The sequence below is a fragment of the Pseudomonas batumici genome (assembly GCF_036585405.1).
GTDB lineage: Bacteria > Pseudomonadota > Gammaproteobacteria > Pseudomonadales > Pseudomonadaceae > Aquipseudomonas > Aquipseudomonas batumici.
Window position 1 is genome coordinate 5,894,262 of sequence record NZ_CP144470.1, and the last position, 13,874, is coordinate 5,908,135.

The following is a 13,874-nucleotide window of genomic DNA, read 5'->3' on the forward strand; positions in this document are numbered from 1 at the left end:
CAGATCACCGTTTGCTTTTGATGATGGTGCCCAGGCCTTGCAAGTAGGCCACCAGCGCGTCCATTTCGGTCTTGCCCTTCACGGCGTCCCTGGCCCCGGCGATGTCTTCGTCGGTGTAAGGCACGCCCAGGCTGCGCAGGACTTCCATTTTCTTCGCCGTGTCCTTGCCGTCGAGCTTGTTTTCCACCAGGAACGGATAAGCCGGCATTTTCGACTCGGGCACCACGTTGCGCGGGTTGTACAGGTGCGCGCGGTGCCAGTCATCGGAGTAACGACCGCCAACCCGGGCCAAATCCGGCCCGGTGCGCTTGGAACCCCAGAGGAACGGGTGGTCCCAGACGCTTTCACCGGCCACCGAGTAGTGGCCGTAGCGTTCGGTCTCGGCGCGGAACGGCCGGATCATCTGCGAGTGGCAGCCGACACAACCGTTGGCGATGAAGATGTCGCGGCCTTCCAGTTCCAGCGCCGGGCGCGGCTTCATGCCTTCGACCGGCTTGTTGGTGACGTCCTGGAAAAACAACGGGACGATCTGCGTCAGGCCGCCGATGCTCACGGCGATGACCATGAAGAAGGCCAGCAGGCCGATATTCTTCTCGACTACTTCGTGCTTCATCAGTGAGCTCCAGCGACAGCGATCTGAGCGGCGGCGTCTGCATCAGCCGGGTTCGAGGCACGAACGGTACGGAACACGTTGTAGGCCATCAACAGCATGCCGCTGGCGAAGAACGCACCGCCCAGGGCGCGAACGATATAGCCGGGGTGGCTGGCCTGCAGCGCTTCGACGAACGAGTAGGTCAGCGTGCCGTCGTCGTTGATCGCCCGCCACATCAGGCCCTGGGTGATGCCGTTGACCCACATCGAGGCGATGTAGAGCACGGTGCCGATGGTGGCGAGCCAGAAGTGCGCGTTGATCAGGCCGATGCTGTGCATCTGCGGACGGCCGAAGATTTTCGGGATCATGTGGTAGATCGCGCCGATGGAGATCATCGCCACCCAGCCCAGCGCCCCGGCGTGAACGTGGCCGATGGTCCAGTCGGTGTAGTGGGACAGCGAGTTGACGGTCTTGATCGCCATCATCGGCCCTTCGAAGGTCGACATGCCGTAGAACGCCAGGGACACCACCAGGAAGCGCAGGATCGGGTCGGTGCGCAGCTTATGCCAGGCGCCCGAGAGGGTCATCATGCCGTTGATCATGCCGCCCCAGCTCGGGGCCAGCAGGATGATCGACATCGCCATGCCCAGCGATTGGGCCCAGTCCGGCAGGGCGGTGTAGTGCAGGTGGTGGGGACCGGCCCAGATGTACAGGGTGATCAGCGCCCAGAAGTGCACGATGGACAGGCGATAGGAGTAGATCGGCCGTTCGGCCTGTTTTGGCACGAAGTAGTACATCATCCCCAGGAAGCCCGTGGTCAGGAAGAAGCCCACGGCGTTGTGGCCGTACCACCACTGGATCATCGCGTCGGTCGCCCCGGCATAGGCCGAGTAGGACTTGAAGAAACTCACCGGCAGGGAAATGTGGTTGACGATGTGCAGCATCGCGGTCACGACGATGAAGGCACCGTAGAACCAGTTGCCGACATAGATGTGCTTGGTCTTGCGCTTGACGATGGTGCCGAAGAACACCAGGGCGTAGACCACCCAGACAACCCCGAGCAGGATAGCCAGGGGCCATTCCAGTTCGGCGTATTCCTTGGTGGTGGTGTAACCCAGGGGCAGGGTGATGATGGCACCGACGATCACCGCCTGCCAACCCCAGAAGTGGAAGGCCGCGAGGCTGTCGGAAATCAGTCGTACCTGGCAGGTTCGCTGCACGACATAGTAGGAGGTGGCAAACAGCGCACAGCCCCCGAAGGCGAAAATCACCAGGTTGGTGTGCAGCGGGCGCAGGCGTCCAAAACTCGTCCAGGGCAGACCGAAGTTCAATTCCGGCCAGACCAGTTGCGAGGCGATGAAAACACCGAGCCCCATGCCAAGGATCCCCCAGACCACCGTCATGATGGCGAACTGGCGGACTACCTTATAGTTATAAGCAGTCGGACTGATTGCTGTGCTCATTCTAAGGTTCCACGGTTTGGTATAATTATTAGGCGTAAAATCGGTCGCAAGTATGGATAAAGTGTAGGGTCATTGCAACGCGCCATGACCTGGGTCAATACCGTGCGACGCTGATTCTGCGGCCTTTCCATGCTCGGTGTAAGGTCAAAACGCACCCTCGAAAAGGCCGGGATCGACCGGCAGGCGGGGGGATACGGTTCGATCGGAATTCGCAAAGCTTAGTACCGATTCCCGGGAGTGGGTAGGCGGACTAAAAGAGAGGTGCGACACTGGGTCGCGTACAGGCGGGGAACTACCGCATCCTGATCGATGCGGCAGGAAACATCCGGTATTTATTGAGCTTTCTTTTCTCCTTGACCGCCGTGGGAAAGGCTGTAGACGTAGGCGGCCAGCAAGTGAACCTTGTCGTTGCCCTGCGACTGCGCCTGGGCCGGCATCTGGCCCTGGCGACCGTGGCGGATGGTCTGTTGCAATTGTGCCAGGCTGCTGCCGTAGATCAGCCCGGCGGGGCGGGTCAGGTTCGGCGCGCCCATGGCCTGGGTGCCCTTGCCTTCAGGACCATGGCAGGCCACGCAATTGCTGCTGAAGATCTGCTGGCCGGCTTGCAGGTTGGCGTCGCTGCCCTCGGGCAACGGCTGGTGGCCCAGTTCATGACGCACATAGGCGGCGACGTTCTTCACGCCGTCTTCGCCGAGGATTTCGCCCCAGGCCGGCATCGCCGCGATACGACCGCCCATGATGGTCTGCTTGATGGTGTCGGCACTGCCGCCCCAGCGCCAGGTGGTTTCCACCAGGTTCGGGAAACCGTAGGCGCCCTTGGCGTCCGAGCCATGGCACACCGCGCAGTTGGAGGCGAACAGGCGACCGCCCATCTTCAGCGCCTGCGGGTCCTTGGCCACTTCTTCCACGGGCATGGCGGCGAACTTGGCGAAGATCGGCCCGAACTTGGCGTCGGCCTTGTCCATCTCCTTTTCCCACTCGTGAACGCCGGTCCAGCCGTTCTCGTAGCCGGGCAGGATGCCTTTCCAGTTGCCCAGGCCCGGGTAGAGGATCAGGTAGCCGACGGCAAACACCAGGGTCCCGGCGAACAGCATGAACCACCATTGCGGCAGCGGGTTGTCGTACTCCTCGATGCCGTCGAAGCTGTGGCCCATGGTCTGGTCGACGCTGCCCTTGGTTTCACCCTTGCGCGTGCCGATCAACAACCAGGTCAGGCCGATCAGGCTGCCGATGGTCAGTACGCAGATGTACGTACTCCAGAAGGTGGTCATGGCCGGGGGCTCCTTGTCGCAGTAGGGTCTTCAGGGGTGTCGGGAAGCGGCTCGTCATCGGCGAAGGGCAGCAGGCAGGCTTCGGCGAACTCGGGGGCGCGCCGGGCGTTGAACACCCAGAGGGCCAGGCCGACGAAGGCGATAAAGACCACCAGGGTGCCGAGGCCACGGATCATTCCGGTACTCATGTCCATGACTCACCTCTTGCTCTTGATCGCAGTGCCGAGCACTTGCAGGTAGGCGACCAGGGCATCCATCTCGCTCTTGCCCTTGACGCTGGCCACGGCGCCGGCGATGTCGTCGTCGGTATAAGGCACGCCGAGGGTACGCATGGCCTTGAGCTTGGTTTCGGTCAGGCTGCTGTCCAGCGGGTTGGCCACGAGCCAGGGGTAGGCCGGCATTTTCGACTCCGGGACCACGTTGCGCGGGTTGTACAGGTGCGCGCGGTGCCAGTCTTCCGAGTAGCGGCCGCCGACCCGGGCCAGGTCCGGCCCGGTGCGCTTGGAGCCCCAAAGGAACGGGTGGTCCCAGACGCTTTCACCGGCCACCGAATAGTGGCCGTAGCGTTCGGTCTCGGCGCGGAACGGCCGGATCATCTGCGAGTGGCAGCCGACGCAGCCTTCGCGGATGTAGATATCGCGGCCTTCCAGTTGCAGCGCGGTGTAGGGCTTCATGCCTTCGACCGGCTTGTTGGTGACGTCCTGGAAAAACAGCGGGACGATCTGCGTCAGGCCGCCGATGCTCACGGCGAACACCATCAGCAGCATCAGCAGGCCGACGTTCTTTTCAATCACTTCGTGTTTCATGGCGAGCTCCTCAGGCCATCTGCGCGGCGGCGGTCACGGTGGCAGGTTCCGCACTGCGCACGGTGCGCCAGGTGTTGTAGGCCATCAGCAACATGCCGCTGAGGAAGATCGACCCGCCCACCAGCCGGACGACGTAGCCGGGATGGCTGGCCACCAGGGTTTCGACGAAGGAATAGGTCAGCGTGCCGTCCTCGTTGACCGCGCGCCACATCAGGCCCTGGGCGATGCCGTTGACCCACATCGAGGCGATGTAGAGCACGGTGCCGATGGTGGCGAGCCAGAAGTGCGCATTGATCAGGCCGATGCTGTGCATCTGCGGGCGGCCGAAGACTCTCGGGATCATGTGGTACAGCGCGCCGATGGAGATCATCGCCACCCAGCCCAGTGCCCCGGCGTGAACGTGGCCGATGGTCCAGTCGGTGTAGTGGGAGAGGGCGTTGACGGTCTTGATCGCCATCATCGGCCCTTCGAAGGTCGACATGCCGTAGAACGCCAGGGACACCACCAGGAAGCGCAGGACCGGGTCGCTGCGCAGCTTATGCCAGGCCCCGGAGAGGGTCATCATGCCGTTGATCATGCCGCCCCAGCTCGGTGCCAGCAGGATCAGCGACATCACCATGCCCAGCGACTGGGCCCAGTCCGGCAGGGCGGTGTAGTGCAGGTGGTGGGGACCGGCCCAGATATACAGGGTGATCAGCGCCCAGAAGTGCACGATGGACAGGCGATAGGAATACACCGGACGTTCGGCCTGTTTCGGCACGAAGTAGTACATCATCCCGAGAAAGCCCGCAGTCAGGAAGAAGCCCACCGCGTTGTGCCCGTACCACCACTGCACCATGGCGTCGGTGGCGCCGGCGTAGATCGAGTAGGACTTGGTCAGGCTGACCGGCAGTTCCAGGTTGTTGACGATATGCAGGATCGCCACGGTGATGATGAACGCGCCGAAGAACCAGTTACCGACATAGATATGCTTGGTCTTGCGTTTCATCAGGGTGCCGAAGAACACAACGGCGTAGGCGACCCAGACGATGGCGATCAGGATATCGATCGGCCATTCCAGTTCGGCGTATTCCTTGGAACTGGTGTAGCCCAGCGGCAGGCTGATGGCCGCCAGGACAATCACCAACTGCCAGCCCCAGAAGGTGAACGCCGCGATCTTCGGCGAAAACAGCTGGGTCTGGCAGGTGCGTTGTACCGAGTAGTAGGAGCTGGCGAACAGCGCGCAGCCACCGAAGGCGAAGATCACCGCATTGGTGTGCAACGGGCGTAGACGACCGAAGCTGGTCCACGGCAGGTTGAAGTTGAGTTCGGGCCAGACCAATTGGGCGGCGATGAAGACACCGAGCCCCATGCCGACGATGCCCCACACCACCGTCATAATGGCGAATTGGCGGACCACCTTGTAGTTGTAGGCGGTACTGATTGAAGTGTTCATGGTTCCCCATCCACGGTTCAGACCCGGCCGGCGCTGTTGCATTCGCAGGATCTGGAGTTATAGGCAGACTAAAAGCCAGCCAAGCATGGGCAAATAGCCAGCGGGGGGTATTGACGGGGGTCAATGGGGTAGGCGTTGCCGGTGGCCAGGGGGCCCTGTGGGAGCGGAGCTTGCCGGGACGCCGGACCGCCGCGAAGAGGGCCTTGAGGCCGCTAAAAGCTTCGCGGGCAAGCTCCGCTCCCACAAGGGGGGTGCATTCAAGCTTCGGTGGACGGCATTGCACCCGCCACCGAAGGCTTCGGCTCAGCTCAGGCCCAGGCCATAGGCACTGCTCAGATCGAACAGGATCGACTCCTTGCCGGTGGGCAGGTGCACGACGTAATACTTGATCGGCGGCACCACGGTCGCCCGCGCCGTGGACCAGGTCAGGCCGAAATCCCGCGTGGTCGTTGACTCCGCTTCCCGCGGGGTGTCCGCCAGCCATTCGCGCTGGGCGCCCAATGGCCAGCGGTTGGCGTAGAGGCGATGGATCTCCGCGAGCTCGGTGCGGGTCGGCAGCCGCTGATGCCCGGCGCCGGCTTTGGCCTGCATGTTGGCGAAGGTTCCCAGTCCCAGCCCATGACAGTGGATCACGCCGCTGACCGACAGGCTGTAGCTTTTCGTCTGTCCGCCGCGATCGCGCACCGTGATGCGGGTGCTGCCGTTGCCGCGTACCGTGACCAGGCCGGACGCATCGACCACGGCAATCGCCGGATTGCCGGAGGTGTAGCTATAACCGGGGGTACCGCCGCTGGCCTGGCGCCGGAGCGAAGTCGTCGGGCCGAAGGCCGGCAAGACCGCCGGGTGGCTGGGGATCAGGTAGATCTTGCCGCTGAGGGTTGCCGGGCGTTGGTCGAACGCCAGTTCCGGACGCTCGCCGCTTGAGAGCCGCAGCTTGACGGCGACCGCTTTCGAGGGCTCCGACAGGTTGCCCGCCCGGTCCCTGATCCGGTAGGACACCGGCCAATCGGCATCCGGCCCCAGCGAGACGAGGAAGGCGCGGGGAAACTCGATGACGAGGGTCTTGAGTTCCGTGACCCGCATGCCCGGTCCCTCGACATCGCCCCAGAAGGTCGTTACCTGGTCACCGATCTCGAAACCGTTGTAGCTGGCGATGGTGCCCGGCAGCACATTGCCCAGTCGGGTCAGCTCCGCCGAGGTCAGGCCGTCGTTGACCTGCGGTGGAAAGGCCATGGCCGCCAGTAATGGCTGGCCGGGTTGTTCGCGGTCGACCTCGATCAGGGTGGGAAACGAATCCGTCGAGGTCTGGCTGACGGTGCTGTAGGCCCGGTACCTGAGTTCATGCCGGCCGTGGGTGAGGGCCGCGACGGGAATGTCCAGGCTCAGGGTGTCGCCGGGGTTGTCGCCCGGGGCAATGAATACCGGGCTGCCGAGCAATTCCGTCCCCCACAGCAACTGATAGGTCTCGTCCGTGGCGGGGTTGGCCCAGACCGGGAAGGTCACCGCGACCGGAGTGTCGAGTGCGCTGACCGGCAGCAGTCCCTGGCCGTCGTCCAGGGCGGCCTCGACCCTCGGCCTTTCCAGTTCGCGGGCATCCGCGGGCAGGCTCCGGGCGGTTTTGCACCCCGGGAGCCGCGAGGGACCGATGCCCAGGCCGCTGGCCTCATGGATCAAGCCCAGGCCGGCGGTGATCTTGATATAGGGACCTTCCGGCTCGACGACATTCAAGGTCATGTCCAGCACCGCATACACCAGTCCCAATGGGGTCTTGGTGGTCGATGACCAGGTTTTCGGCTTGAGCGGCGACTGCAACGGCCAGCGCTTGCCGTAGGCCGTGCGGATGCTGATCAGTTCGTCCAGCGACGGGATGCTCAGGCTTTTTTGTTGTGCCTTGCGCAGGGTTTCGTCACTGGTGCCTTCGCCCAGGTTGTAGCACTGCACCACGCCGCTGACGCTGACCTCGTAGCTTTTGCGTTGCCCGGCGCTGTCGCTGACCCGGATAGCGGTCTTGCCATTGCCGCGCACGGTGACTGTGCCGCTGTCGTCGACCACGGCGATCCGTGGGTCGTCGCTGCTGTAGTGATAACCGGGCACACCGCCGCCGGCCGCGCGCTGCAGCGTGGTGCCGGGACCGAAGGCGGGCAGCACCTGCGGGTGGCAGGGGATCAGGTAGATCGTGCCGGGCAGGCTGACGGGGCTGGTGTCGAAGATCAGTTCAGGCGCCCGTTTCCTGGCCCTGAGCGTCAACGACAGCCGGGGGAATGTCAGGGCGTCCGCTTCATCGCGACCGCCGTCGAAGGCCACCTTGTAGGTAAAGGTCAGGCCGCTCAGGTCGCGCAATTGATCGAGGTGGGTGCGTGCAAGCAGGCCTTCGATCACATCCGAGATGCTGCTGACTTCCTCGGCATTCCACAGCGCCAGGGTGAAAGGCCTGCCGTTGATCAGGGTTCCCTCGATCCGTAGCCAGATCCGCTGGCCGACCTGGATATGTGGCCATTTCCTGACTTCGACATGGGCATCGCCGGCAAAGGTGTTGAGGTCCAGCAGCAGATTGTCCGGCGCTTCGCGAACGAAGGGCGGTCGCAGCTCTTCGTGGGCGATGGGCAGCACGTCCAGCGCCAGGATGTTCGAGGGTGCCGGGATACCCTGGCGGGTGACGCTATAGCCGACCTCCACGCGCTTGCCGATATTGGCACTGACGGCGCTGGCGGGCACGGCAAAGTCGACGGTGCCACTGGCGTTGCCGGGCTTGACCTCGATCGCCGGGGTTCCGTTGCCGGGCGTGCCGCGCCAGTAGGCTTGAATGCTGTCCCGGGTCTCCATGGCATAGCTGACCCGGATCGTCGCGCCGTCGAGCGCCTGGAGTGGGAACAGCACGCTGTCATGGGCCTCCAGCACCTTGGGCGGATCAAGGTCCAGTGGCCTGGCGCTGACCGGCAGCAGGCGCGCCTGCGAAACGAAGGGGTCCGGTGCTTCGGTCTTGACGTCATAACGCACCACGACAGAGCCGCCGGCCAGTACGCTGACCTTGTCGTCCGGGATCGTGAAGTCGATGTCCTTGCCGATGTCCATGACGGGCAGGGTCTGTTCGTGGCGGATCTCCGTGCCGACGGCAGTCGTACCGATCCAGACCAGGGTCACCGTCTGGCCCGGTGCAATGAACGAATAGCGCTCCACCCGGGCAATGACCCCGGTTGCCGTCGGGTCGAGCACATTGCCGTTCTGTTCGGCCACGGGCACCCGTGGCGGCTTGAGTGTCAGGGCCTGGCCGACGATTTGCAGCGACAGGCTCTTGGAACGGCGTGAAGGCAGAGCGGGTTCCTCGACATAGTAGTAGAACCGCGCCTGTCCCCGGATGATCAGGAGGAACTGCTCGTTCGGCACCTCGAAGGACACGAACGCATCGCTGTCGTGGCCGGGCATGACCGCGCTGTACGCGGGCAGCTGTGCGCCCAGGGCGGTTTCCCGTTCAACCAGCAGGCGCAGGGTCTGGGTGCTGCTCATGCCGTCATAGCGCAGCACCAGTGTCTGCACGTCGGCGCCATTGAGTTGATCCAGGTTCAGCAGCATGCCCTGGGCACGCGGCACCACCGGGGCCCGCAGGTCCGGATCGCCGATGCCGACTTCGACCAGCGCCGGGCGTGACCATCTCGACCAGTTGTTGACCACATCGCGGATCTCATAACGCACCAGGATGGCGTCGGAGTTGCCGGCTTCGCGGATGATCGCCGGATCGATCGGCACCACCACTTCGTCGCTCGGCCCGCTCAAGGGCGGATGCTGTACGAGGCGGCCATGCCAGGAGACGACGAGCGCATCGCCCGCGGCCATGTTCGCATAGCGCTTGACCACCACGCTGACGCCCTCCGGGTCTTCGATCACCCCGGGCGGCAACACCACGGGCAGTTCGAGCTTGTCGTTGACGGTGGGCGTCGCGGATTGGGTGTCGGGGTCGCCGGGCACGTCCAGCTTGATCCGTACGCGGGTCTCGGCAGTTTCCGGGGTGCCGCCGGGGAAGGGTGTGAGGACATAGCGCACCGCCAGGTCTTGCGCCGACATGATCCAGTGGGTGGCGACCCGCAGGGTGAGGTAGCCGGCGCCGGGCTCGCTGCCCTGGGTATGGCTGGCGACGGGATCGGGATGGCTGCCCCAGTACAGGTCGATGCGATCCCGGGGTTTCAGGTCCAGCGGGGCGATCACCACGGGCAGCGGCCGTTGCGGGTCGATCACGTCGGTGGCCCCCACACCGCCGATATTGAAACTGTTGATCAGCGGCGGTACCAGGTCCCGGGTGGCGCGCGGGCGTCGATCCTCGACGGCCCATGCCGGTGTCCAGCCGGGCTCGACCGGGCCTGGTTCTGGCCAGAGCCGGCTGGTTTCCAGCACGCTCAGCCTGCCCGCGCCGGCGACCGTCTTCACCAGGCGGACATGGGCTGGGGTAAGGTTTTTGCCGGGTTCCCTGTTCGGTTCGTTCGGTACGCACAAATCACGTTGTGCGCTGGAGTCCCTGGGCTCGTACTTGAGCAGGGCGCCTTCCTGGCTGGAGTGGTAGATGCCGTTGAGGAAGAGGTTGTCCGCCAGCAGGGTCCTGGTGACGAAGCAGATATCCTCGGCGCTGAAGAAGTCGACCGTGGCAGGAGCGCTGGTCGGGTACTGGGCAGGGGCGACCGGCTTGGCATAATGAATACTGTCGAGCGGGGTTTTCCCCAGGGTCAATTCCAGGCGCTGTTTCTCCAGTTCCTGTGTCTTCTGGTCGGCCAGGGTGCGGGTGACCTTGATCGCCTGGCCATCGACGAAAGGCTCAAGGGTGACATAGCCATCGGGGACGGATGTTCGATAGATCGCGTCGACCAACAGCGCGCCGCGACCGTGGCCGATCTTGCCATGGGTATAGCGGGCGGCATCGTCCGCGTGAGCGAACAGCGGGCTGAGGGCATAACGTTGCGTTTCGCTCGAGGCATCGTCGGAGGCGTCCCAGGTGGCGCTGATCGGGCCTTTGCGCCGCCACAGCGTACCGGGTTGCAAGACGCTCAATTTACCGCTCGCCGCCACGCGGCGAACATAGTCCCGACCGGACAGCGAGCCGTTCTCCAGTTGGCCCTGGGTATCAATGCCGTCGTTGTGAAAGACGCCGCCCCGTAGCACTTCGTCGGCATCGGGAACCAGCGGTAGCTGATAGTTCAACAAGGCTCCGTCGACGGTCGACAGATAAATCCGGGTGCTGCTCTGGTGCCCCGGCACGATCGCCGTTTCACGCGCGGTCTTGATGGCGTGGGCGAAGTCGCGCGCCGAAATGAAATGCGGGTAGACCGGGTCGCTGGGCGGTGCCTCCAGTCGGGGTGTCGCCACATAGAGGCCGTCGAGGAGATAACCGGGAATCAGGCTGAGGACGGCGATCTCCGGCGGCAGTATGAGCGTTCGATCGAAGTTCGCGCCGGTATCGAGGGCGGGGGCGGTGGCGACGTATTCTTTCTCGGTTTTCTTGAAAATGAAGCCGAAGCTGCGCCGGGTTCTCTGGTTGGTGTGCCTGAGCGCATGGCGCACGGCATCCTCTGCCGCGATGAACACCGGGCTGAACGCGGGGGCATGGCGGGCGACGAGTGTCTGGTCAGTCTCGACCAGCACCCCGGCGACGGTGTCACGAATCGACAGCACTTTCCCGGGAGTTGTCCAGACATCGCGGCCACTGACCAGCACCCGCAGCTCGGCGGCTTTTACCAGGTCACGGACGAACGCCAGCACGGCGCCCTTGTCGGCGTCCCTGCCACTCTTGAAACGCTGCTCCGTGGGATTGTCCGTCAGGTTCAGCGGGTTTTCCGGTGACGGCGACAGTGCCTTGAACAGCTCGATTTCATCTGGAGAGTGCTTGCTGGTGTAGCGGATCAGCGAACCGTCCTGGCCGGAGAAATAGCGCAATGGAATCGAACGATCCTTGATCGCCCGATAGATATCCCAGGTTGGAAACAGGTTCAGGTAAAGCCGGCCCTCGGTTTCCGGCAGCGAGAAATCCAGGGTCCCCAGGCGGGAGCTATAGGTCCCGACAATCGTGTGATCTTCCAGGGGGAAACCATTGCTGATGGGGAATACCAGCGTGTGGTCGAAGATTTCGGTGGCCGAGACCCGCGGTGCCGTGGCGACGAACAGGCCGTCCGCGCGTTTCAGGATCACCCCGCCATGGACCTTGTCGTAGCGCCGGGCAATCTGCTCGTGGGCGTGGCGCGCCGCGTCATCGGCGCTGGCGAAGAGTGGGCCGAGGGGGCGCCGGCGCAGTTGATGATAGGGGTGCCATTCGCTGCTGACCGGACCTGCCGGGCCCCACAGTTCACTGGGATGAAGCACGCTCAGTTCACCGCTCCCGGCCAGCGAGTGAATGAAGTTCAGCGGGTCGAGTATGCCCTTGACCAGGCGTTCGCCGTAGCTCTGAACGTTGCCGGAGCCGGCGAGCAGCAACTGGTCGAAGCGGATGTCCAGCGACCGGTATTTCAGTTGCGCACCATCGAGGGTGCTCAGGTACAAGGGCAGAGCGGGCGTGCCCGGGGCCGGGCGATAGGCTTCGATCTGTTTGAGCGCCGCCAGCAGCTCAGCGGGCAGAAAGCAGTTGCGGTACATCCAGACGTCCTTGCACGGCAAGCGTTGCGGATACAGCGCAGCACTGTAGTAGAGGCCGGCCAGGCGATAGCCGGGCGGTAATGACAGTGAGCCGTCAGCGGCGGTGGGCAACAGCGGGTCGGCTGTAAACAGCGGTTCCCTGGCCGCCACCGGTTCGCTCGCCACGTAGCGGTTGTGGTGATCGGTGATGATGAAGCCGATCCGCCGGTCGCGGTATTGGCCGTTGATGCGTTCGTGGGCATACAGGGCGGCGGCATCCGCACTGTCGAGCAGCGGCCCGAAGGTCGGCAAAGCGGGCCCCGAGGCTTTCGTTGGCGGGTAGGGCGTCCAATCGCCGGGCATCTTGCCTGGCGGACCCCAGTAGGTATCGCCGCGGACGACATGGAGCCCGCCGGTCTTGGCCAGGGACTTGATGAATTCGCTCGGTAATAGCCGGTCAAGGTCGCTGAGGTCGTTTCCGGGCAACAGGCGCGGGATCAAGGCGTCTTCTTCGGCAGAGCCGCTGGGCATGTATTTGATGATGTTGGCGTTGGTCATCAGTACATAAAACGCCTGTACGCCTTTTGACCGGGCCAGGAGGGTCGTGAGCACTTCGTCAGGGGTGATGCTTTTCAGCTTGAGGCGTGTCTCTTGTTCGGAAAGCGTCGATGGCGTGTCGAGGTGTTGCTCCTTGATCGCCGACAGGCTGATGTTGGAGCGGTACACGGCATGCAGCCGGTGTCCGGGGGGGAAGCTGGCCATACCGGTTTCGGTGATCGGATACAGGCTATCGCTGTTGAAGCGGCGGTTGTTGCCGGTGGTGGGTACTGTTGCGACAAAGGCCCCATCCTGGCGCTGGAAGATCAGCCCGCCGAACTCCTTGTCGGTGCCGCCCTGGATGAGCTGCTGGGCATGGCGAGCGGCGTCGTCCGCCGAGAGAAAGGCCGGACCCAGCGCGGGGAGCATGGCGTCGGCGAACGGCGCCCACTTGAACGGGTCTACCTCGCCCAGGCGATTCCACAGGTGGCTGGTACGCAGCACCCGCAACTGGCCGGCGGCGGCGAGGGTGCGGACGAACTGGCTGGGGGGCAGTACACCGCTCAGCAGTTGATCGCGGTAGTGCCCGGCCCGCGTCTGCCAGTCCGCGCCTTCGGGCAACAGCGCTTGCTCCAGCTCGCTGTCCTCGGATCGATAGGCCAGCAGCGCACCGTCGGGGGTGCCGAGGAGCAACGCCGGCGGCTGCGCGGCGGACGCTGATGGACGTGAGCGGCGTGCATGATGAAGTCCCGCGAGCAGGTCGTAGGGGCTGAAAAAGTTTTCGTACAGCCCGCTTTCCCTGGGGGGCAGTTGCTCGTGGACGGTCTCGGCCTGGCAGTAGAGGCCGGTGAGGATAAAGCCTTCGGGCAATTGCAGTACGTCCTGGGTGTCCCGGCCGAAGACGGCGGCTGGGTCGGAGGGGGCCGTTCCCGGCGCCTCGGTTGCCTTGAATTCATCCCGTTGCGCCTGCTTGAGGATAAACCACGACTGTCGACTCGAACCTTTGAAAGCGGCCTGGCCGTGGGCATACTGGACGGCTTCATCGAGGCTGGCGAAGGCGCGGCTGAGCTGCGGCGCAGCGGCCTTCCGGCGCGCTGGCGCGAGCGGACGATCCGGTTGAGGGCGACTGGCGCCGGGTTGTTCGGCGTGGGTGAGGGCGTCTTGAGGCATGGCAATACTCGT

General features: G+C 64.0%; 7 protein-coding genes. All 7 read right to left on the reverse strand.

Translation table 11 applies throughout. The annotated features are described in order from the left end of the window. Positions 1 to 4 precede the first annotated feature (4 nt). The 7 genes from ccoO (NUH87_RS27110) to NUH87_RS27140 all read right to left on the reverse strand — a co-directional run bounded on the left by ccoO (NUH87_RS27110) (position 5) and on the right by NUH87_RS27140 (position 13,862). On the reverse strand, positions 5 to 613 hold the full coding sequence (gene ccoO, locus NUH87_RS27110) for a cytochrome-c oxidase, cbb3-type subunit II (RefSeq protein WP_338523408.1): 609 nt from the start codon (positions 611 to 613) through the stop codon (positions 5 to 7). Further along, on the reverse strand, positions 613 to 2,055 hold the full coding sequence (gene ccoN / locus NUH87_RS27115) for a cytochrome-c oxidase, cbb3-type subunit I (protein ID WP_338523409.1): 1,443 nt from the start codon (positions 2,053 to 2,055) through the stop codon (positions 613 to 615). Before ccoN (NUH87_RS27115) ends, ccoO (NUH87_RS27110) begins: the two co-directional genes overlap by 1 nt. A 332-nt stretch (positions 2,056 to 2,387) precedes the next feature. Beyond that, positions 2,388 to 3,326: a cytochrome-c oxidase, cbb3-type subunit III gene (gene ccoP, locus NUH87_RS27120; RefSeq protein ID WP_338523410.1), complete on the reverse strand. Its 939-nt coding sequence runs from the start codon at positions 3,324 to 3,326 to the stop codon at positions 2,388 to 2,390. Next, on the reverse strand, positions 3,323 to 3,520 hold the full coding sequence (locus tag NUH87_RS27125) for a CcoQ/FixQ family Cbb3-type cytochrome c oxidase assembly chaperone (RefSeq protein WP_338523411.1): 198 nt from the start codon (positions 3,518 to 3,520) through the stop codon (positions 3,323 to 3,325). The genes ccoP and NUH87_RS27125 overlap by 4 nt, the downstream gene beginning before the upstream one ends. Before the next feature lie 3 nt (positions 3,521 to 3,523). Beyond that, positions 3,524 to 4,132: a cytochrome-c oxidase, cbb3-type subunit II gene (ccoO, locus tag NUH87_RS27130; protein ID WP_338523412.1), complete on the reverse strand. Its 609-nt coding sequence runs from the start codon at positions 4,130 to 4,132 to the stop codon at positions 3,524 to 3,526. A 10-nt stretch (positions 4,133 to 4,142) separates the two neighbouring features. After that, a complete protein-coding gene (gene ccoN, locus NUH87_RS27135; protein WP_338523413.1) occupies positions 4,143 to 5,567 on the reverse strand; it encodes a cytochrome-c oxidase, cbb3-type subunit I in 1,425 nt (474 codons plus the stop codon). Between the two features lie 303 nt (positions 5,568 to 5,870). After that, the gene (locus NUH87_RS27140) at positions 5,871 to 13,862 is read right to left on the reverse strand and encodes a hypothetical protein (protein WP_338523414.1); all 7,992 of its coding nucleotides are present in this window, start codon (positions 13,860 to 13,862) and stop codon (positions 5,871 to 5,873) included. Positions 13,863 to 13,874: the final 12 nt, after the last annotated feature.